Here is a 20,685-nt window from a genome sequence, read left to right on the forward strand (position 1 = left end):
ACGATTATGCCCAAGCCCACTAAGGGTCCCCGCCTCGGAGGCGGCCCCGCACACGAGCGCCTGCTGCTTGCCAACCTCGCGGCTGCTCTGTACACCCACAAGTCGATCAAGACGACCGAGACCAAGGCCAAGCGCCTTCGTCCGCTCGCCGAGCGCCTGATCACCTTCGCCAAGCGCGGAGACCTGCACGCTCGTCGTCGCGTTCTCTCGGTCATCGGCGACAAGAGCGTCGTGCACACTCTCTTCACCGAGATCGCACCGCTCGTCGCAGACCGTGAGGGTGGCTACACCCGCATCACGAAGGTCGGCAACCGCAAGGGCGACAACGCTCCCATGGCCGTGATCGAGCTCGTCCTCGAGCCCGTCACCCCCAAGGCGAAGTCGACCAAGAAGTCCGCCAAGGCTGAGAAGCCCGCCGAGGTCGTCGAGGAGGCTCCCGTCGAGGAGGCTCCCGTCGAGGAGGCTCCCGCTGACGAGGCCGGCGCCGAGTCGCAGGCCGAGGGCGAGTCCGCCGAGGCCACTGCCGAGGACGCCAAGAAGTCCGAGTAAGCATCTCGCACGAAGAAGCCCGCCGCCCCGAGAGGGACGGCGGGCTTCTTCGCGTTCGGGGTGGGGGTCAGACCCTGGCGCGCAGGTCCTTGCGCAGGATCTTGCCGGATGCCGACTTGGGGATCGCGTCGATGAATTCCACCTGCCTGACCTTCTCGTGCGGCGCGACGTGGGCGGCGACATGGGCCATCACGGCATCCGCATCGAGCTCCGCGCCCTGCTGTACGACGACGAACGCCTTCGGCACCTCCTGACCGTCGTCGTCGAAGGCGCCGATCACGGCGGCGTCGGCGATGGCGGGATGCTCGAGCAGCACCGCCTCGAGCACCGCGGGCGCCACCTGGTAGCCCTTGTACTTGATGAGCTCCTTCAGTCGGTCGACGATCCGGAAGACGCCGTCGTGGGTGACCGTGGCCACGTCGCCGGTGTGCAGCCACCCGTCGGCATCCAGCATCTCGGCCGTCGCGTCCGGGCGGTTGAGGTAGCCCTTCATCACCTGCGGTCCGCGGATCAGGATCTCGCCGGGCTCGCTCACACCGTCGGTGGGGGCGTCGATGTCGCTCCCGTCTTCCGCGAGCAGCCTGGCCTCGGTGTTCGCGAGCAGCATCCCGACGGAGGACCGGTCGATCTCCGGGCGGTCATACGGGATGGCATGGGTCACGGGACTCGTCTCGGTCATGCCGTACCCCTGGCAGACGACGCAGTCGAGACGCTCGGCCACCGCGGCCGCGAGCGTGCCGTCGAGAGGCGCCGCTCCCGAGAACACGACCCTGATCGCCGAGGTGTCGAACTGGTCGACCAGCGGATGCTTGGCCAGGGCGACGGCGATGGGCGGGGCGATGAACACCCAGTTCGTGCGGTGCTCCTGAACGACACGGAGGAACTCGCCCAGATCGAACTTCGGCATCGTGACCAGCGCGGCCCGCTGGCGCAGGGCGAAGTTCAGCAGCACGGTCATTCCGTAGATGTGGAAGAACGGGAGCACCGCGAGAACCCGATCGCCGTCGCCGACGGAGATCGTGGTGCGGCACTGGCTCACATTCGCGATGAGGTTGCGGTGCGTGAGCATCACACCCTTGGGCCTGCCGGTGGTGCCGGAGGAATAGGGGAGGACTGCGAGGTGCGTGGCCGGGTCGAAGTCGACCTCCGGGGCGGACCTGCCCTCTCCGAGCAGAGCGGGCAGCGAGGGGTGCCCGTCGGCCCCGTCGAGGACGATCACATGGTCGTCGTCGAAGCCCAGCGCGGCAGCCGCGGCCTTCGCGCCCGCAAGCAGAGGCGACACGGTGATGACCCACGAGGCGTCGGCATCCGTGAGCTGGTTGGCGATCTCGTCGGACGTGTAGAGGGAGTTGATCGTCGTCGCGGTGGCTCCCGCGCGCAGGATGCCGTGGAAGATCGTCGCGAACGCCGGGATGTTGGGGCACAGCACTCCCACCACGGTGCCCACCCCGACGCCGCGTGCGGCGAGGGCCCCTGCGAACAGGTCGATCTGCGCGATCAGCTGGCGGTAGGTCGTGGTGGCCCCGCTGACCCCGTCGACGAGGGCGACGGCGTCGAGGCGATCCTCCGCCACGTCGCCGAACAGGAACTCGTGGATCGAGACGTCGGGGATCTCGATATCGGGATAGGAACTGCGCACCATGAGATCTCCTTCGATCCGGGGAGGCGACGACGTCGTCTGGTGCGATCCAGTGTCGCACAACTCGGCACCCGGTCCCAGTGGCGCGTACAAGAGTCGGAGCAGGGCGGACCCGAGAGTAGGCTGATGCGGTGACTGATGCAGAGACCCGACACAGAGGGCCTCGTGCCTATACGGCGTTCATCGGGATCGGCCTCCTCGCGGGCCTCCTCTCCGGCCTGTTCGGGGTGGGCGGCGGCACGGTCATCGTCCCGCTGCTCGTGCTGTTCCTGCACTTCAATCAGCGACTCGGTGCCGGGACCTCGCTCGCCGCCATCGTCCCGACCGCGACGGTCGGCGTCATCTCCTACGCGCTCAACGACTCGGTCGCCTGGATCCCCGCGCTGATCCTCGCCGCGGGAGCGGTGGTCGGAGCCCAGATCGGCACCCGATTGCTGCCGCGGATCTCGCAGACCGTGCTGCGATGGTTCTTCGTCGGCTTCCTCGTGGTCGTGATCGTCAGCCTGTTCCTGGTGATCCCGTCTCGGGACGCCGAGTTCGAGCTGCACCTGCTCACCGGCATCGCCCTCGTCGCGGTCGGTGTGTGCACCGGCATCCTCGCCGGGCTCATCGGCGTCGGCGGCGGGATCGTCGTGGTGCCGATCCTCATGCTCGCCTTCGGCACCAGCGACCTCGTGGCCAAGGGGACCTCGCTGCTGATGATGATCCCCACCGCGATCTCGGGGACCATCGGCAACCTCCGCAATCGCAACGTGGATCTGACCGCCGCGGCGATCGTCGGCATCTCGGCCTGCACGACGACGGCGCTCGGGGCGTGGCTGGCGACGCTCATCGACCCGCTCCTCGGCAACATGCTGTTCGCGGCATACCTCGTCTTCATCGCCGTGCAGATGGCGATCAAGGCGATCAAGGGGCACCGGAAGGGCGACTGAGGGCGGCGACGTCGCATGCCCTCGGTAGGATCGAGGGGTGGCAGTGAATCAAGAACTGGTCGGTCGTGAGTTCCCTCCGACACCCCCGTACCTCGTCGGTCGTGAGAAGGTGCGCGAGTTCGCACGCGCCGTCTTCGCCGACGCCCCGATGCACCTCGACGTCGAGGCGGCACGCGCCGCCGGGTTCGCCGACGTCGTGGCCCCGCCGACCTTCGCCATGGTCATCCAGGACCTCACTCTGCAGCAGCTTCTCGGGGAGCCCGATTCCGGGATCGTCCTGGCGCGCACCATCCATGCCGAGCAGCGGTTCGCCTACACACGACCGATCGTCGCGGGAGACGAGCTCACCGGCCGGCTGAGCGTCACCGGAATCCGCATGATGGGCGGCAACGCGATGATCACCAGCGCCGCCGAGATCACCGATGCCGACGGCGCGCACGTGGTCACCGCGACCAGCGTGCTGCTGGTCGGCGCCGAAGAAGGAGCACAGTGATGCCGTTCGCCGTCGGAGACGTCGTCGCAGAGCGCACCGTCCACCTCACCCGCGAGTCCCTCGTCCGTTATGCCGGCGCCTCCGGAGACTTCAACCCGATCCACTACCGCGACGACATCGCCGCCTCGGTCGGGCTCCCCGGCGTCCTCGCCCACGGCATGCTCACGATGGGCATCGCCTCGTCCGTGGTCGTCGCCGCGCTCGAGCCCGGCACCGAGATCCTCGACTACGGAGTGCGCTTCACCAAACCCGTCGTCGTCGATCCGGCCGCGGGTGCCGACCTGCACGTGGTGGCCACGGTGGGTGCGGTCGACGAGTCCTCGACCCGCATCGACCTCAAGGTCACGTTCGACGAGACCACCGTGCTGGTCAAGGCGCAGCTGCGCGTCGCCTCCTGATGGGCGACGGCGTGGTGCGTGAGCGGGAGCCCCTGGCGCTCTCGACCCTGACGACCCTGCGCACCGGAGGCGCGCCGGAGCGGATGCTGGAGGCTGCGACGACCGACGAGCTCGTCGCGGCGCTGCGAGACGTGTGGTCGCGCGGCGATGACTGGTTCGTCCTCGGTGGCGGCTCCAACCTCTTCATCGGCGACGAGCCGTTCGAGGGCACCGTCATCCGCATCCTCACTCAGGGCATCGAGGAGCTCCCGTCGCCGCACGCCGGACGCATCCGGCTGCGTGTGCAGGCCGGGCACGGCTGGGACGCCCTGGTCGCCTACGCGGTCGAGCACGGCTATGCAGGCCTCGAGGCCATGAGCGGCATCCCCGGCACGGTGGGCGCATCGCCGGTGCAGAACATCGGCGCATACGGACAGGAGATCCAGGAGACCTTGGTCGAGGTCGAACTGATCGACGAGGCGACGGGCGAGATCTCCGTGGTTCCCGCGTCCGAACTCGGGCTCGGATTCCGCACCTCCGTCCTCAAGCATCACTACGGGGGAGTGTCGCGGCGTCGCGCCGTCATCCTCTCGGTGACCGTCGATCTCGTGGTCGCCCAGGAGCGGGTCGTGCAGGGCGCGCAGCTGCGCCGGGCGCTGGGGTTGGATTCCGACGCGCCCGTGCCGCTGACCTGGGTGCGCGAGCGCATCCTCGCCACCCGCGCGTCCAAGGGGATGCTGCTCGACGATGCCGACCCCGACACGCACGGCGTCGGCTCGTTCTTCCAGAATGCGATCGTGCCCGAGGCGGTGGCGCGCGCGCTGCCCCCCGAGTGCCCGCGGTGGCCGGTGACGCCCGATCTCGACACGGTGACGGTGATCCCGCTCGCGCTGTACGACGGGTACGTTCCGCCGGTCAAGCCCGAGACTCCCGACGTCAAGGTGAGCGCCGCGTGGCTGATCGAGCAGGCAGGCATCCGCAAGGGCTTCGCGCTGCCGAGGTCGCGGGCCTCCGTGTCGACCAAGCATGCGCTCGCCCTCACCAACCGGGGCGGTGCGACAGCCGCCGAGGTGTCGGAGCTCGCACGGTTCATCCAGAGCCGGGTGCACGCGGAGTTCGGGCTCGTGCTGCAGCCCGAACCGGTGCTGCTCGGCGTGGAACTGTAGTCACACCCGGCCGTCCGCGACCGATCGACTGACAACGTCGACGGTTCGCCGTACACTCGCGGCATGAGCGGACTGATCCCGTACCTGATGTTCCCCGGCAACGCCGCTGAGGCGTTGGAGCACTACCGCGCCGTCTTCGGCGGGGAGCTGCAGCTCGTCGACTATGCGCAGGCGGGTCGCCACGACGGCCCGGGAGACGCGGTCGCGCACGGGCAGCTGTCCGGTCCGGTCGAGGTGGCCGGGGCCGATGCCGGGGCCGACGACGACGCCGTGCAGATGAGTGGGATGTTCCTCTCGCTGCTCGGCACCGCCGACGCGTCGACCCTCACCGGCTGGTTCGACCGCCTGTCGAACGGCGGCCGCGTCATCGACCCGTTGCAGAAGAGACCCTGGGGCGACTACGACGGCACGCTCGTCGACCGGTACGGCATCCGCTGGCTCATCGGATTCCGCGACGAGGACTGACCTCCGTGCCGCGCGGCCGCCGGCGTCAGGAGAACAGCCGCTGCAGGCGCTGCACGCCTTCGAGGAGCTGGTCGTCACCAAGCGCGTACGACATGCGGATGTACCCCGACGGGCCGAAGGCCTCGCCCGGGACCACGGCGACCTCGGCCTGCTCGAGGATGAGGTCGGCGAGCTCGAGCGACGTGGTCGGCGTCACGCCGCCCCAGGTGCGGCCGAGAAGGCCCTGCACGTCGGGGTAGACGTAGAAGGCGCCCAGGGGGTTCGGCACGACGAGGCCCTCGATCTTCGACAGCTCCGAGACGATCAGGCGGCGACGGCGGTCGAACGCCTCACGGAACTGCTCGGCCTCGGTCTGCGGTCCGTTGAGGGCCGCGATGGCCGCCTTCTGGGCGACGTTGTTCACGTTGCTCGTCAGGTGCGACTGCAGGTTGCCGGCGATCTTGATGGCGTCGGCGGGCCCGACCATCCAGCCCACGCGCCAGCCGGTCATCGCATACGTCTTCGCGACGCCGTTGACGAGGATCGTCTGGCCGGCGACCTCGGGCACGGCCTCGACGACCGAAGTCGCCGTGACGCCCTCGTAGGTCAGGTTCTGGTAGATCTCATCGCTGATGATCCAGATGCCGTGCTCGAGCGCCCACTCGCCGATCGCCCTGGTCTCCTCGGCGGTGTAGACCGATCCCGTGGGGTTCGACGGTGAGACGAACACGAGGGCGGTGGTGCGCGCCGTGCGCGCGGCCTCGAGCTGCTCGACGGTGACCTTGTACTCCTGGTCGGCGCCGGCGAACACCTCGACCGGGGTGCCGTCGGCGAGGCGGATGGCCTCGGGGTAAGTGGTCCAGTACGGCGCGGGCAGCAGCACCTCGTCGCCGGGGTTCACGACCGCCTGGAATGCCTGGTAAACGGACTGCTTGCCGCCGTTGGTCACGATGACCTGGCTCGGCGAGACCTCGAGGCCGGAGTCGCGCAGCGTCTTCGCAGCGATCGCCTCGCGGAGCGCGGGCAGGCCGGGAGCCGGGGTGTACCGGTAGCTCGCCGGGTCGGCGAGGGCCTCGGCCGCGGCGTCGACGATGAACTGCGGGGTCGCGAAGTCGGGCTCGCCCGCCGCGTAGGAGATGATCGCCTTGCCGTCGGCCTTGAGGGCCTTGGCCTTGGCGTCGACCTTGAGGGTCGCCGATTCGGCGATGGCGGACAGCTTGCGGGAGAGAGGAGCGCGTTCGGTCACGACTACGAGCGTACTCGGATGACGCGTCGCACCGCCGGGTGGGTCGTCATCAAGAATCCGTGTTCTTGCGCGCCACGCTCGGACACGCGTTCCCGCGGGCACCGCTCAGGCGGTCGTGAACCCGTGAGCTCGCGCGACGGCATCCAGGGTGATGCGTCCACCCTGCACGTTCAGGCCCTTCGCCAGCGAGGCGTCCGCGGATGCTGCCGCCTCCCAGCCCTTGCCGGCGATCGCCGAGACGTAGGGCAGGGTCGCGTTGGTCAGAGCGCGGGTCGCGGTCTCGGGCACGGCACCCGGCATGTTGGCGACGCAGTAGTAGATCGAGTCGTGCACTGCGAAGGTGGGGTCATCGTGCGTGGTCGGGCGCGAGCCCTCGAAGCATCCGCCCTGATCGATCGCGATGTCGACGAGCACCGAGCCCGGCTTCATCGCCGCCACCATGTCGTCGGTGACGAGCTTGGGCGCCGCTGCGCCGGGGATCAGCACCGAGCCGATCACGAGGTCGGCGGTCGCCAGCTCCTCGGCGATGTCGTAACGGCTGGAGGCGCGGGTCTGCAGCGCGCCGCCGTAGCGGTGCTCGAGCTCGCGGAGCCGGGGGAGGGAGATGTCGATCACGGTGACCGTGGAGCCCAGTCCCAGTGCGTTCGCGGCGGCGTGCTCGCCGGCGACGCCTCCGCCGATCACGACCGTCTTGGCGCGGGGCGTGCCGGCGATGCCGCCCATCAGCACGCCGCGCCCTCCGGCGGAGCGCATCAGCGAGTACGACCCCATCGTCACGGAGAGCCGGCCGGCGATCTCGCTCATGGGCACGAGCAGCGGCAGGCTGCGGTCGGGCAGTTGCACGGTCTCGTAGGCGACGGCGGTGGTGCCCGCATCGACCAGCGCGGTCGTCAGGGCGCGGTCGGCGGCGAGGTGGAGATAGGTGAAGAGCGTGAGGTCGGGACGCAGGAAGCCGTACTCCTGCGCGATGGGCTCCTTCACCTTGATCAGCAGGTCGGCCTCGCCCCAGGCCTCGTCCGCCGTCGCGACGATCTCGGCACCCGCGGCGCGGTAGGCCTCGTCGGAGATGCCCGACCCGACACCCGCCCCGGACTGCACCAGCACCCGATGGCCTTCGTGCACCAGACGGTCGGTGCCCGCGGGGGTGAGAGCGGTGCGGTTCTCGTTGTTCTTGACCTCGGTCGGTACGCCGATCTTCATCGATCCTCCAGGTGCGGTGTGGGTGCACCCAGAATCGCAGAAACGTCGATCCGACGACAGAATCACTGAAGAAGATTCGCATCGAGACGAATTCCTGCATAATCGTTCGCATGGAGACCTCTGCGGAGCCCCCTCGTCCGAACACTCTTCGGGCCCCCGCGCTCGACGCCGTCGATGCGCGCATCGTCACGCTGCTGAGTGCGGACGGGCGGATGACGAACGCCGAGCTCGCCGGGCACCTCGGCGTCGCCCCCTCGACGGCCCACTCACGGCTGCGCGCACTGGTCGATCGAGGGGTCATCACCGGCTTCCACGCCAGTGTGGACGAGCGGATGCTGGGCGCCGGCCTGCAGGCCGTGATCGGCGTCACGCTGCGACCGAGCGGGCGGCGCGAGAGCATCGTGGAGTTCGCCGATCGGGTGCGGGTGCTTCCCCAGGTGATCCAGGTGTTCTTCCTCGGCGGGGATGACGACTTCCTGCTGCACATCGCCGTCGCCGATTCCTCCGAGATGCGCGAGTTCGTGCTCGAGCACCTCTCGGCGCAGAGCAGCGTCGCATCCACGCGCACCAGCATCGTGTTCGACTACCACCGCAACTCCGTCGCCGCCTCGTTCCGCTGAGCCGGAGCATCGGGGCGAGGCCGGTGGCGACCGCCTCGGTCAGGAGCCGAACGCGGCGGGGAGGGCGCAGTAGTCGGCGAACCTCCGGGTCGGATGCTCGGGATCGGTGACATCCACCAGGGCGGAGGCGATGGTGTGCGGCTGCTCGTCGCCCGCGAGCTGCCAGAGGGTGAAGTTCCACATGCCGCGAGCCTCGGGGCCCAGTAGCGCGGCGGGTCCCGAGACGATCAGGACGGCGCCCGCGGTGTCGTTCGCGCGGAACGGCGAGATGACGACGTCGCGCAGTGCGGGGGAGTCGACGTCGTCGCTGTGCACGCGCTCGACCGACTGCCCGGCGGCGGTGAGGGCGGCGGCGAGGTCGTCGGCGGCCCGGCGGGAGCGCCCGGCATCCGCACCGGCGACGGCCAGAAGTCGGGTGCCGCGGGGGTAGAGGTGCAGGAACTCCGCGGCGATGTCGGTCCAGGCGTCGGTCATGTCCTCAGGCTACGCCCGCGTGGACGACTGAGGTCTCAGCCGTACATCAGGATGAAGGTGACGAAGGACAGTACGTGCAGGACGATGCCGAAGGACGCGAGGGTGCGGAGGCCGGTGCACTGCGGAATGCCGATGGCCAGCAGCAGCGCGAGCACGCCCACCAGGCTCCAGATCCAGGAGGTCCAGACGAAGAGCACCGGGAGGAAGAGCGCATAGCCGCCGCCGGCGAGGAGCGCGAGGACGACAAGCAGCAGTGCGAGGATCCAGGTCCCGAATGAGAGCCAGGCGGTCACCAATGCGCCGAAGTACCGTCCTCCCCGCGGCGGTGCGTGCGGCGTGGGCACCGGACGGCGCGTCGCCGGGGGTGGAGCGAACGGCGAGGAGGCGGGCCGGGACTCGGAGGCGTCGCTCATCGACACAGCGTGGCACAGCGGGCATACGGATGTCGGCATGAATCGCGCACGACCGCTCCCGTCGCGCCTTGCGTCTCGCGGCTGAACCGGTCGACGCGGAGGCGCGACGGGAGGGCGGTGTCAGTCCTCGACCAGGAACCGCGAGTAGGCGCCGAGGGTGAGGAACGCGGGGAAGTCCTCCTTCAGCGCGACGTCGCGGAATACCGACGCCGCATCGTCGAAGCGGTCGCCGTCGGTGCGGTCGACGGTGTCGAGCACCTCGCCGATCAGACCCTCCACGTACTCGGCCGTGATCGGCGTGCCGTCCTCGGTCGTGCGGTCCTGGTGAATCCACTGCCACACCTGCGAGCGGCTGATCTCGGCGGTCGCCGCGTCCTCCATCAGGTTGTCGATGGCCACGGCGCCGAGGCCGCGCACCCACGCTTCGAGATATCGGATCGCCACCGAGACGTTGTCGCGCACGCCCTGACCGGTGATCGGCCGTCCGATGTGCAGATCGAGCAGCTGCGCCGCCGTCACCGAGACCTCGGGGCGCGAGCGGTCGATCTGGTTCGTCCCGTCGCCGAGCACGGCATCGAATTCGGCCTGAGCGGTCGGGATCAGGTCGGGGTGCGCCACCCAGGTGCCGTCGAAGCCGTCCCCGGCCTCGCGGCGCTTGTCGGCCGTGACCTTCTCGATCGCCCGAGCCGTCACCTCGGGGTCGCGCCGGTTCGGGATGAAGGCGCTCATGCCGCCGATCGCGTAGGCGCCCCGCTTGTGGCAGGTCTGCACGAGCAGTTCGGTGTAGGCCCGCATGAAGGGCACCGTCATCGTGACCTCGCTGCGGTCGGGGAGCACGAAGCGGGCGCCGCGACCACGGTAGTTCTTGATGATCGAGAAGATGTAGTCCCAGCGACCCGCGTTCAACCCCGCGCAGTGATCGCGCAGTTCGTAGAGGATCTCGTCCATCTCGAACGCCGCGGGCAGCGTCTCGATGAGCACTGTCGCACGGATGGTCCCGTGCGGGATCCCCACGTACTCCTCGCTGAACGAGAAAACGTCGTCCCACAGCTTCGCCTCCTCGCTCGATTCCAGCTTCGCGAGGTAGAAGTACGGCCCGCGACCGTTCGCGATCAGCTCCTCCGCGTTGTGCAGGAAGTACAGACCGAAGTCGACGAGCGACCCGGATGCCGCGGTGCGGCGCCCCGCGCGGTCGATGAACTGCAGGTGCTTCTCGGGGAGGTGCCAGCCGCGGGGACGCATCACGATCGTGGGCGTGCGCTCCGCGGTGACGCGGTACTCCTTGCCCTCCGGCGACGTGAACGACAGCGCGCCGCGGATGGCGTCGCGCAGCGAGAGCTGTCCCTCGATGACGTTCCGCCAGGTGGGGCTCGTGGCATCCTCCTGGTCGGCCAACCAGACTCGGGCTCCCGAGTTCAAGGCGTTGATCGTCATCTTCGGATCCGTCGGCCCGGTGATCTCGACGCGGCGGTCCTCGAGCCCGGGACCTGCTCCCGCCACCCGCCACCCCGCGTCGTCGCGGATGTGCCTGGTGTCGTCGCGGAACCGCGGGTCGTGCCCGGTGCCGATCTCGAAGTGCCGTCGCAGGCGGTCGGCGAGCCGGTCGTGGCGGCGCGACGCGAAGCGGTGGTGCAGCTCGGTGAGGAAGGCGATGGCCTCGGGGGTGAGGATCTCGTCGTAGTGCTCTCGCAGCGGCCCCGTCACGGTGATCGCGGGACCCTGCTGGGTGGTCTGGATCGGAGCGGTGGTCGGGGGAGCGGTGGGAGTGGTCATGGTCGTGGTCCTATTCATCGGGTGGCCCTTGGTCTCGTCACATCCGGTTCCTGAGCGAGCGGAGCGAGACGAAGGGCGCGAAGGGCGGGAAGGGTGGGAAGGGTGGTCGCCCCTCGTCTCATCGCTGCGCTCCTCGCTCAGGAACCGCGGAGCGAGACGAAGGGCGCGGTGTTCAGTGGAACTGCGCGGTCTCGGTGGAGCCGGCGAGCGCGAGGGTCGCGCTGTCGGGGTTGAGTGCGGTCGAGATCACGTCGAAGTAACCGGTTCCCGCCTCGCGCTGGTGCTTGGTGGCGGTGTAGCCGTTCGCCTCGTCGGCGAACTCGGCTTCCTGCAGTTCGACGTAGGCGCTCATGGCGCGTTCGGCGTAGCCGCGGGCGAGATCGAACATGGAGTGGTTCAGGGCGTGGAAGCCGGCGAGGGTGATGAACTGGAAGCGGTACCCCAGTTCGGCCAGCTCCTGCTGGAACGTCGAGATCTCGGCGTCGGAGAGATGACGCTTCCAATTGAAGCTCGGTGAGCAGTTGTAGGCGAGCAGCTTGCCCGGGTGCCTGGCGTGGATCGCCGCGGCGAACTCGCGCGCCAGCTCGATGTCGGGCTCCCCGGTCTCCACCCAGAGCAGGTCGGCGTAGGGCGCGAAGGCGAGGCCGCGGCTGATGACCGACTCGATGCCGGGGCGGATGCGGTAGAAGCCCTCGGCGGTGCGCTCGCCGGTGGTGAACCGCTGGTCCCGCTCGTCGACGTCGCTGGTGAGCAGATCGGCGGCGAGAGCATCCGTCCTGGCGATGATGACCGTCGGCACGCCGGCGACGTCCGCGGCGAGGCGGGCCGCGTTGAGCGTGCGGATGTGCTGCTGTGTGGGGACGAGGACCTTGCCGCCCAGGTGCCCGCACTTCTTCTCGCTCGCCAGCTGGTCCTCCCAGTGGATGGCGGCGGCGCCGGCCTGGATCAGCGACTGCGCGAGTTCGTAGGCGTTCAGCGGACCGCCGAAGCCGGCTTCGGCGTCGGCGACGATCGGCGCGAGCCAGTCCCGGGTGATCTCGCCTTCGGCGTGCTCCAGCTGGTCCTGACGGATCAGCGCGTTGTTGATGCGGCGGACCACGGCAGGCACAGAGTTCGCGGGGTAGAGCGACTGGTCGGGGTACGTCTGCCCGGCGAGGTTGCCGTCGGCCGCGACCTGCCAGCCCGAGAGGTAGATCGCCTTGAGGCCCGCCCGCACCTGCTGCACGGCCTGCCCGCCGGTGTAGGCACCGAGCGCCCGCACGTAGTCCTCGGTGTGCAGCAGGTTCCAGAGGTTCTCGGCCCCGCGGTGGGCGAGGGTGGAGTTCTCGCGGACCGACCCGCGGACGCGGATGACGTCGTCGGCCGAGTACGTGCGCTCGACGCCGTCCCAGCGAGGATCCGTCTCCCAGATCTCCTGCAGCTCGGCGGCCGTCTGAACCTGGTCGCCGGCGCGAAGACCCGCGGGGCGGGGTGTGTGATTCTGAGCGGTGTTCGTCATGGTGTCTCCTCCGTGGGATGCCCGGACAGTGAAGCCGGGTGGCGTGTTCCCACTGTGTGTGAAGAAGTCCCGCTCCACTGACCGATCCCGGTGTGAAGATCGCTCGAAATTCTGTTTCTGTGACAGAATCGGCCCCATGAGCACCTCCACGGTCGAAGAAGACGCCGACGCCCTCACGATCGGACGCCGCATCCGTCAGCTGCGCACGGCGCGCGGGATGACCCTGGACGACCTCGCCGCGGCCGTCGATCGTGCCCCGAGCCAGCTGTCGATGATCGAGACCGGCAAGCGGGAGCCGAAGCTCACGCAGCTGCAGGCGATCGCGCGGGCACTCGGTGTCACGATCGACGCGCTGCTCGAGGGAGAGCCGCTCGACGAGCGCAGCGCGATCGAGATCGCCCTCGAACGGGCCATGAAGGGGCAGACGTTCCAGGCGCTCGGGATCGAGCCGTTCCGCATCGCCAAGAGCATGCCGACGGATGCTCTCAAGGCGCTGCTGGCTCTGCACGGCGAGATCGATCGGCTCAAGGACGAGCGGGCGGCCACACCGGAGGAGGCCAGGCGTGCGAACGTCGAGCTCCGTCATCTGATGCGCAGGCAGGACAACCACTTCGCCGACCTCGAGGCGAAGGCGGCGGAGCTCCTCGCCGCGGTGCGCCACCCCGGCGGTCCGCTCACCCAGCGGACCGCATCGGAGATCGCCGCGCATCTCGGCTTCACGCTGCACTATGCCCCCGACCTTCCGCAGACGACGAGGAGCGTCGCCGATCTCGCCCACGGGCGGCTGTACCTGTCGAGCAGCGTGCCGGCCAAGGGCGACGCGAGGACGGCCGTGCTGCAGGCGCTCTCGAGTCGCATCCTCGGACACTCCGAGCCCCGCAGCTACGCGGAGTTCCTCCGCCAGCGCGTCGAGACCAACTACCTCACCGGCGCGCTGCTGATCCCGGAGGCGCACGTGGTGCCGGCGCTGCGGGAGGCGAAGACGCGCAGGGCGATCTCGATCGAGGATCTGCGCGACGCGTACTCGGTCTCGTACGAGACGGCGGCGCATCGCTTCACGAACCTCGCGACCCGCCACCTCGACATCCCCGTGCACTTCCTCAAGGTGCACGAGTCCGGCACCATCACGAAGGCGTACGAGAACGACGACGTGAACTTCCCGACCGATCGGCTCGGCGCGATCGAGGGGCAGATGTGCTGCCGTCGCTGGACCAGTCGCGTGGTCTTCGACGAGGACGACCGCTTCAATCCGTACTACCAGTACACCGACACCGGCAACGGCACCTACTGGTGCACGGCCAGGGTGGAGGCGTCGAGCGAGGGACTGCACTCGGTCAGCGTGGGCGTGCGCTTCGATGACACGAAGTGGTTCGTCGGGCGGGACACCCCGCACCGGGGCGTGTCGAAGCACTCGGTGGAGGTCTGCTGTCGCAGGGCTCCCGCCGAGCTCGAGGGGCGGTGGCGCGAGAACTCGTGGCCCAACGTGAAGACGCCGCGCACGCTGCTCGCGACCCTGCCCACGGGGTCGTTCCCCGGCGTCGACACCACCGACGTGTACGAGTTCCTCGAGGCGCACGCGCCCCGCTGAGGCCGGTCAGTCGGTGAGACGGTTTCGCGCCGCGGCGCGCCAGGATTCAAGATGCGGCGGAAGGCCGACGATGAGCGTCTGCCAGAAGAGGTCGTCGTTCATGGAGCGACAGCCGGAGTGCGCGGCGATGTTTCGCATCGTGATGAGTGCGAGTCTGACCTCGTCGGCGACGTTGCCCAGATGCGCCTCGAACTCCTCGGTTTCGAACAGCGCCGCGGCGCGGATGACCGCCATCGACCCAGAGGCGTACGCGGGTGAGTCTCGAACGAAAGCCTCTCGCCCGCCCGAGACCGCGTGGTCGAGAAGCGTCGAGATGGCGTCGAGGCTGTCGTTCACTTTGATGAGCGAGATCTCGGCTGCCGTGGCGCCGTCGCCCGCGCGGGGAACACGGGTGAACGAGTGTCCGTGCGGCCGGCTCTGATCGCTCATAGCGGCACGAGGGTGGTGTCGTCGAGGAAAGCGGGGCGTGCGGCGTCGTCCACCACGATGTCCACCGGGAACCCGGTGAGAGCCTCGACCTCGTTCTGGAACAGCGCGACATCGAAGTAGCTGCGGTCCGCGTCCACGCGTGCCAAGAGATCGATGTCGGAGGTGAAGTGGTCGGTGCCTCGCGCGACGGAGCCGAAGACGCGGATGTCTCGAATACCGCGTCGGACACCTGCGGCGACGATCGCTGCCGCCGTCTCTTCCAGCGGGAGGCTCGGCCGATAGTCGGCAGCGCTCAACAGCCGCTCCAGCGCATCGGGCCCCACAGCACGACGCCCGGCTTCGATGGCCGCGATGTTCGGCTGGCTCATCCGCGCCGCTCGCGCGAGTTGAGCCTGAGTCATCTGCCGATCTGCTCGTGCCGCGGCGACGAGGGCCGCGCTGCGCTGAGGGTCGAAACGGTGAGCCATGAGATACCTCCGTGATATAGCGTACGGGCATCTCTCTGCTCGGGGAAGGCGCTCTCAGCGGGAGGGGGTTGAGTGAACACCGAACACGTGTTAGGTTTTCGCAGATCGACGCGCTGCGATCGGCGGCGCCGTTCTCGACGAGGAGACACGATGAAGCGATGGATGAGCGCAGTGGCGACGGCCGGACTGGTCGTCTCGGGATTGGCACTCGCGGGCCCGGCGGTCGCCGGCGGCGGTCCGGCGGGCGGGGGCGGCAGGCCGGGGACGCACGAGCTCGAGCGTTGGGCGACCGACACCTGGCGGTCACTCGATGCGATGACCGACGAGCAGACGGGCCTGCCGTCCGACAACGTCACCGGTGATCTGCAGACCCCGGGGGAGTACACCTCTCCGACCAACATCGGCGGATACCTGTGGTCGACCGTGACCGCGCGCGACCTGGGCATCATCGACGATGCCGAGGCGCACTCCCGCCTGTCGACGACCCTCGACACGCTCGCTGGCCTCGAACGCAACGACGCGAGCGGCATGTTCTACAACTGGTACTCGCCCACCACGGGAGAGAAGCTGACGACGTGGCCCGACTCGGGTGACACCGTGTACCCGTTCCTCAGTACCGTCGACAACGGATGGCTCGCCGCCTCGCTGCGCATCGTCCGCGAAGCGGATCCCGCCCTCGCGGGGCAGGCCGATGCCCTCTACGACTCGATGGACTTCGCATCGTTCTTCGACCCCGCAGGCGCCGCCGGTCTCCCGGCCGGCACGAATCGCGGCGGCTTCTGGGATGCCCCGCCGCCGGACTGCAGCGTCGAGGCGCCCATGTACAACGGCTCGGGGGCGACGGCGTTCTACACCTGCCATCACTACGACACCACCGTCAGCGAGAGTCGCATCGCGACCTACCTCGGCATCGCCAACGGGCAGATCCCCGCGACCGCGCTGTACGGCACCCACCGCACGATGCCTCCCGGATGCGACTGGGCCTGGCAGGAGCAGCTGCCGCAGGGCGAGTACCGCGCCTACGACGGCGTCGAGGTCTGGGAGGGTGCCTACTCCTACGACGGGATGTCGTTCGTCCCGAGCTGGGGCGGCAGCATGTTCGAGTCGCTGATGCCCGACCTGCTCGTGCCCGAGACGAAGTGGGGGCCGAAGTCCTGGAAGCTCAACCACCCCATCACGGTCGCCGTGCAGAAGCAGCACGGGCTCGATGAGGCCGGATACGGATACTGGGGCTTCTCGCCCGCGAGCGATCCGTTCGGCGGATACGCGGAGTACGGCGTGGACATCGCCGGCATGCGGTCGGACGGCTACACCTCGGACGCCGAGAAGACCGACGTCGACGTCGACCGGCCGGGATGTGCGGAGGGCACGAATCCCGCGCCGGAGTTCGGCGACGGGGTCGTGACCCCGCACGCGGCATTCCTCGCCCTGCCCTATGACCGCAAGGGCGCGCTGCGCAACCTCGAGGGCATCGAGAAGGACCTCGGCGCCTACGGGCCCGGCGGGTTCTACGACGCCGTCGCCGTGAAGAGCGGTACGGTCGCCGAACGCTATCTGTCGCTGGACCAGTCGATGATCATGGCCGCGATCGGCAACGAGCTCACGAAAGATACACTCAAGGACTACTTTGTGGACCGCGAGATGGAGCAGCGCCTGCGGCCCGCGATGAGACAGCAGGTATTCGGCTCGTCATGGGGAGCGGGGCACGGCCACCACGGCTGAGCCCGCCTCGCCGCGCGGGAGGACACGGAGTGGGCGATGAGCACGGATGAGCGGTCGGCAGCGGCACGAAGGCCCCGTGGTCCGTACGCCACGGGGCAGGCTCGCCGACAGGCCATCGTCGACGAAGCGCTCGCCGTGTTCTCCCGCACGGGATTCCACGGTGGATCCCTGCGGGAGATCGCGAAGCGGGTCGGCGTGACGCCGGCGGGGCTGCTGCACCACTTCGCCGACAAGGAGGAGCTGTTCGCCGAGGTGCTGCGTCAGCGCGATGAGAAGGTGCGGGCGGCCGCGGGCGACCCGGCGGAGCACACGCTGATCGAGCAGGCCAAGAGGGTCGTGGCCCACAACCGGACCTCGCGCGGTCTGACGTCGCTGTACGCGATCATCTCGGCGGAGGCCACCGACCCCGACCACCCCTCGCACGTCGACTTCGCGGCCCGCTACCGTGACCGTGCCGCCGACGCCGAGCAGATCCTCCGCCGCGGGCAGGTCGACGGCGAGGTGCGCGACGACATCGATCCCGCCCGTGCGGCGCGACTGATCAGCGCGGTGATGGACGGCATCCAGCTGCAGTGGCTCCTCGACGACTCCGTCGACATGGTCCTGCTCTTCGAGGAGTTCGTCGCGGGCTATCTGACTCCCGCTGCGGCGCCGACCGGCTGAGAGCGTCGTCAGTCCCTGGCGGTCTGCAGGAGCGCCCACAGCTCGGCGCGCGCCGGGAACGACGACAGGTCGAACCCCAGCAGCACGCCCGCCTGGGTGATGCGGGAGCGCAGAGTGTGCCGGTGCACGCCGAGCACCGCGGCCGCGGCCTCGCTCTTCGCATCGTGCTCCAGCCAGATGCGCACCGAGGTCTCCAGTTCGCCGCCGGTCCTGGTGTCGTGGTCGCGGAGAGCTGCGAGACGGGACTCGGCCACCAGACGCGCCTCGTCGGTCGCGAGTGCGCTGAGGATGCTGGAGCCCACCGTGTCGGCGTAGGCGAAGACGCCCGGACCCTGTTGTTGCCGGAGTGCTGCGAGGGCCTGGGCATGCGCGCGGGAGAAGGCGTCGTAGGACTCCGAGCCCGACGCGCCGATGCGCACGCCGAAGCGGGTGGCCACCTCGTCGAGCAGAGACGCGTCCGCGGCGGAGAGGCAGAGGACGACGCCGTCCGCCGATTCCGCGAGGAAGCTCGCCGTGCCGTGCTCGCTGCGCCGCCGCTCCCACCAGTCCGTCAGGGGGCCGGCCGGTCCGTCCGCGGCGACGGCGACGATCACCGGAGCCGCGGGCATGCTGCCGAGCACCCGGCGGGCGAGCGCGGCGTCGTCGCCGAGCAGCGAGCCCAGCAGCTGCGAGTGCAACCGGCGGCGGCTGCGGGCCAGCTGATCGCTCTGCTCGAGGGCGAGACCCGCCATCGCGATCACCGATGTCACGACGGTGCGCGCCTCGGCGTCGAGAGCATCGACGGCGAGGGCGATGACGCCCCGCAGGTGCCCGCCGCGCCCGACCGTGAAGAGCGTGAAGGTGCGCTCGTCGATGGTGAGCGACTGCCCGGTCTCCAGTCCGCGCGCGAGCACCTCGGTGGCGCGGACGCCGAGCGGGGCGAGCGCCTCCGACGGCAGGGCCGAGGGGGGATGCGAGAGCTGCAGCGCGCCGGAGGCGTCGTACATCCCGACCCAGACGCCGAGCCGGCGGCCGAGTTCCGCGACCGTCGCATCCAGGCCGCGGGGGCGGAGCGCCGCCAGGGCGAGCGCGCGCTGCGTGTCGAGTGCCCAGGACCTGCGGGCGTACGCCTGAGCGGCGATCGCCTCGGAGTGCGCGCGGGCGACGGCGATGAACGGCGTGCGGTAGGGCACCTCGAACAGCGGGATGCCTCGGCGCGCGCATTCTACGACGAGCTCGTCGGGCACCCCGGCGCGGTGCACGTCGGAACCGAAACCCAGGCCGAGCACGCCGCGATCGGAGAGCCGGTCGACGTAGACGTCGAGGTCGGCATCGGCATCGAACTGCGTGCCGGTGGTCAGCAGCGCGAGATCCTCGGCGAGGAACGGCGTCGGGTCGGCGAGGTCGGAACTGTGCACCCAGCGCAGCGGGCGGTCCAGTGCGCCGGCCGGCAGCAGGTCCTCCCGGGAGACGAGACGCAGCCCCAGATCGGTGCGAGCGAGCAGGGCGCGCAGCGTCGGCTGCTCGGTCGCATCCATGCCGATGACCTCCTGCCCGTCGCGCCGAACTGTACGGCGCGGCGATGATCCTGATCAGATTGTACAGTCCGGCGAATGCAGGGGCCCCCACCGCGGTCGTACGCTCGCCCACATGGCACTCCTCGACACCGCAGCAGTCGCAGTTCCCCTCGGCGGCCCCGACCTCCCCCAGGAGCGTCGACTCGTGACCGACCTCCCCGGCCCCCGGTCGGCCGAGATCCTCGCCCGCAAGGCCGACGCCGTCGCCGCCGGTGTCGGGCACACCGTTCCCGTCGCGGCCGTCGCGGCCGGCGGTGGCGTGGTCGTCGACGCCGACGGCAACTCCCTGATCGACCTCGGCTCCGGCATCGCCGTGACCACGGTCGGCAACGCGCACCCGAAGGTCGCCGCGGCCGTCGCCGCGCAGGCCGCGCAGTTCACGCACACCTGCTTCATGATCTCGCCCTACGAGTCGTACATCGGCGTCGCCGAGGCGCTCAACCGGCTCACCCCCGGCGACTTCGCCAAGAAGAGTGCTCTGTTCAACTCCGGCGCCGAAGCCGTCGAGAACGCGATCAAGATCGCGCGCAAGCACACCGGTCGCCAGGCGGTCGTCGCGTTCGACCACGGCTACCACGGCCGCACCAACCTCACGATGGCCCTGACCGCGAAGTCGATGCCGTACAAGAGCGGCTTCGGACCGTTCGCCCCCGAGGTCTACCGCGCGCCGATGTCGTACCCCTTCCGCGACGGGCTCGAGGGCGGCGAGGCGGCCTCCCGCGTCATCCTGCAGCTCGAGAAGCAGATCGGCGCCGACAACCTGGCGGCCGTGATCATCGAGCCCATCCAGGGCGAGGGCGGCTTCATCGTCCCCGCCGACGGGTTCCTCCCCGCGATCGCGTCGTGGTGTCGTGCCAACGGCGTCGTCTTCATCGCCGACGAGGTGCAGACCGGCTTCGCGCGCACCGGCCACATGTTCGCCAGCGAGATCTTCGGCATCGAGCCCGACCTCATCACCACCGCCAAGGGCATCGCCGGCGGCCTGCCCCTCGCCGCCGTCACCGGCCGCGCCGAGATCATGGACGCCTCGCACTCCGGCGGCCTCGGCGGCACCTACGGCGGCAACCCGATCGCCTGCGCCGCGGCGCTCGCCGCGATCGACGTCTTCGAGAACGACGGCCTGATCGAGCGCGCGCGAGAGATCGGCGAGATCCTCACGCGGCGCCTCGGCGAGATGCAGGAGAAGGATGCCCGCATCGGAGACATCCGCGGACACGGCGCCATGATCGCCGCCGAGTTCGTCGATCCCGAGACGAAGGCGCCCGACGCCGCGCTCACCGCGGCCGTCGCCAAGGCCTGCGTCGCGCAGGGGGTCATCGTCCTCACCTGCGGCACCTATGGCAATGTCATCCGCTTCCTCCCTCCGCTCGCCATCGGCGACGACCTGCTGAACGAGGGTCTCGACGTGGTCGCCGCCGCACTCGCCCAGGCCTGAC

The 20,685-nt window shown here is 69.6% G+C and carries 21 protein-coding genes; 11 read left to right on the forward strand and 10 right to left on the reverse strand.

The genetic code is table 11. From position 1 onward, the window contains the following. Positions 1-6 precede the first annotated feature (6 nt). Positions 7-549, forward strand: a complete 543-nt coding sequence (gene rplQ, locus FQ142_RS05365) for a 50S ribosomal protein L17 (protein WP_149422510.1) — start codon at positions 7-9, stop codon at positions 547-549. Positions 550-616: 67 nt separating this feature from the next. Here rplQ and FQ142_RS05370 read toward each other — a convergent pair whose 3' ends face one another. Then, on the reverse strand, positions 617-2,191 hold the full coding sequence (locus FQ142_RS05370; RefSeq protein ID WP_149422511.1) for an AMP-binding protein: 1,575 nt from the start codon (positions 2,189-2,191) through the stop codon (positions 617-619). A 128-nt stretch (positions 2,192-2,319) separates the two neighbouring features. Between FQ142_RS05370 and FQ142_RS05375 the strand changes: the two genes are divergently transcribed. The 5 genes from FQ142_RS05375 (at position 2,320) to FQ142_RS05395 (ending at position 5,621) form a co-directional block, all read left to right on the forward strand. Then, a complete protein-coding gene (locus tag FQ142_RS05375; protein ID WP_149422512.1) occupies positions 2,320-3,120 on the forward strand; it encodes a sulfite exporter TauE/SafE family protein in 801 nt (266 codons plus the stop codon). A 37-nt stretch (positions 3,121-3,157) separates the two neighbouring features. Next, the gene (locus tag FQ142_RS05380; protein WP_056420026.1) at positions 3,158-3,613 is read left to right on the forward strand and encodes a MaoC family dehydratase N-terminal domain-containing protein; all 456 of its coding nucleotides are present in this window, start codon (positions 3,158-3,160) and stop codon (positions 3,611-3,613) included. After that, positions 3,613-4,011, forward strand: coding sequence for a MaoC/PaaZ C-terminal domain-containing protein (locus FQ142_RS05385; protein ID WP_149422513.1), 399 nt, complete (start codon positions 3,613-3,615; stop codon positions 4,009-4,011). Before FQ142_RS05380 ends, FQ142_RS05385 begins: the two co-directional genes overlap by 1 nt. Continuing rightward, positions 4,011-5,156: a UDP-N-acetylmuramate dehydrogenase gene (locus tag FQ142_RS05390; RefSeq protein WP_301285127.1), complete on the forward strand. Its 1,146-nt coding sequence runs from the start codon at positions 4,011-4,013 to the stop codon at positions 5,154-5,156. The genes FQ142_RS05385 and FQ142_RS05390 overlap by 1 nt, the downstream gene beginning before the upstream one ends. A 63-nt stretch (positions 5,157-5,219) precedes the next feature. Then, positions 5,220-5,621 (forward strand): VOC family protein, encoded by a 402-nt coding sequence (locus FQ142_RS05395; protein WP_056420031.1) that lies wholly within the window; start codon positions 5,220-5,222, stop codon positions 5,619-5,621. 25 nt (positions 5,622-5,646) lie between these two features. Here FQ142_RS05395 and FQ142_RS05400 read toward each other — a convergent pair whose 3' ends face one another. After that, a complete protein-coding gene (locus tag FQ142_RS05400) occupies positions 5,647-6,846 on the reverse strand; it encodes a pyridoxal phosphate-dependent aminotransferase (protein WP_056420034.1) in 1,200 nt (399 codons plus the stop codon). Between the two features lie 105 nt (positions 6,847-6,951). After that, the gene (gene ald, locus FQ142_RS05405) at positions 6,952-8,046 is read right to left on the reverse strand and encodes an alanine dehydrogenase (RefSeq protein ID WP_149422514.1); all 1,095 of its coding nucleotides are present in this window, start codon (positions 8,044-8,046) and stop codon (positions 6,952-6,954) included. A 110-nt stretch (positions 8,047-8,156) separates the two neighbouring features. Between ald and FQ142_RS05410 the strand changes: the two genes are divergently transcribed. Further along, a complete protein-coding gene (locus tag FQ142_RS05410) occupies positions 8,157-8,666 on the forward strand; it encodes an Lrp/AsnC family transcriptional regulator (RefSeq protein WP_056420040.1) in 510 nt (169 codons plus the stop codon). 39 nt (positions 8,667-8,705) lie between these two features. Here the strand turns inward: FQ142_RS05410 and FQ142_RS05415 are convergent, their stop codons facing one another. The 4 genes from FQ142_RS05415 to aceA all read right to left on the reverse strand — a co-directional run bounded on the left by FQ142_RS05415 (position 8,706) and on the right by aceA (position 12,824). After that, the gene (locus tag FQ142_RS05415; protein ID WP_149422515.1) at positions 8,706-9,140 is read right to left on the reverse strand and encodes a hypothetical protein; all 435 of its coding nucleotides are present in this window, start codon (positions 9,138-9,140) and stop codon (positions 8,706-8,708) included. 35 nt (positions 9,141-9,175) lie between these two features. Next, positions 9,176-9,553 carry a hypothetical protein gene (locus FQ142_RS05420; protein WP_149422516.1) on the reverse strand — a complete coding sequence of 126 codons (378 nt, stop codon included), beginning with the start codon at positions 9,551-9,553 and terminating at the stop codon, positions 9,176-9,178. 120 nt (positions 9,554-9,673) lie between these two features. Then, complete coding sequence (gene aceB / locus FQ142_RS05425) at positions 9,674-11,326, reverse strand: malate synthase A (RefSeq protein ID WP_149422517.1); 1,653 nt, start codon at positions 11,324-11,326, stop codon at positions 9,674-9,676. A 172-nt stretch (positions 11,327-11,498) separates the two neighbouring features. Continuing rightward, on the reverse strand, positions 11,499-12,824 hold the full coding sequence (gene aceA, locus FQ142_RS05430) for an isocitrate lyase (protein WP_149422518.1): 1,326 nt from the start codon (positions 12,822-12,824) through the stop codon (positions 11,499-11,501). A 136-nt stretch (positions 12,825-12,960) separates the two neighbouring features. Here aceA and FQ142_RS05435 point away from each other — a divergent pair, with 136 nt between their 5' ends. Next, positions 12,961-14,412, forward strand: a complete 1,452-nt coding sequence (locus FQ142_RS05435; RefSeq protein ID WP_149422519.1) for a helix-turn-helix domain-containing protein — start codon at positions 12,961-12,963, stop codon at positions 14,410-14,412. 6 nt (positions 14,413-14,418) lie between these two features. Here the strand turns inward: FQ142_RS05435 and FQ142_RS17435 are convergent, their stop codons facing one another. Further along, positions 14,419-14,841, reverse strand: coding sequence for an antitoxin (locus FQ142_RS17435; RefSeq protein WP_188042317.1), 423 nt, complete (start codon positions 14,839-14,841; stop codon positions 14,419-14,421). Further along, positions 14,838-15,308 (reverse strand): helix-turn-helix domain-containing protein, encoded by a 471-nt coding sequence (locus FQ142_RS05445; RefSeq protein WP_149422520.1) that lies wholly within the window; start codon positions 15,306-15,308, stop codon positions 14,838-14,840. Before FQ142_RS05445 ends, FQ142_RS17435 begins: the two co-directional genes overlap by 4 nt. Before the next feature lie 150 nt (positions 15,309-15,458). Here FQ142_RS05445 and FQ142_RS05450 point away from each other — a divergent pair, with 150 nt between their 5' ends. After that, positions 15,459-17,030, forward strand: coding sequence for a glucoamylase family protein (locus tag FQ142_RS05450; RefSeq protein WP_149422521.1), 1,572 nt, complete (start codon positions 15,459-15,461; stop codon positions 17,028-17,030). Between the two features lie 36 nt (positions 17,031-17,066). Beyond that, complete coding sequence (locus tag FQ142_RS05455; protein ID WP_056420065.1) at positions 17,067-17,693, forward strand: TetR/AcrR family transcriptional regulator; 627 nt, start codon at positions 17,067-17,069, stop codon at positions 17,691-17,693. A gap of 8 nt (positions 17,694-17,701) precedes the next feature. Here the strand turns inward: FQ142_RS05455 and FQ142_RS05460 are convergent, their stop codons facing one another. Then, positions 17,702-19,210: a PucR family transcriptional regulator gene (locus tag FQ142_RS05460; protein ID WP_149422522.1), complete on the reverse strand. Its 1,509-nt coding sequence runs from the start codon at positions 19,208-19,210 to the stop codon at positions 17,702-17,704. Positions 19,211-19,322: 112 nt separating this feature from the next. Between FQ142_RS05460 and gabT the strand changes: the two genes are divergently transcribed. After that, positions 19,323-20,684 (forward strand): 4-aminobutyrate--2-oxoglutarate transaminase, encoded by a 1,362-nt coding sequence (gene gabT, locus FQ142_RS05465; protein WP_149422523.1) that lies wholly within the window; start codon positions 19,323-19,325, stop codon positions 20,682-20,684. The last annotated feature ends 1 nt before the right edge of the window (position 20,685 follow it).

Origin of the sequence: Microbacterium sp. ANT_H45B (assembly GCF_008369345.1) — a bacterium.
Classification (GTDB): Bacteria; Actinomycetota; Actinomycetes; order Actinomycetales; family Microbacteriaceae; genus Microbacterium.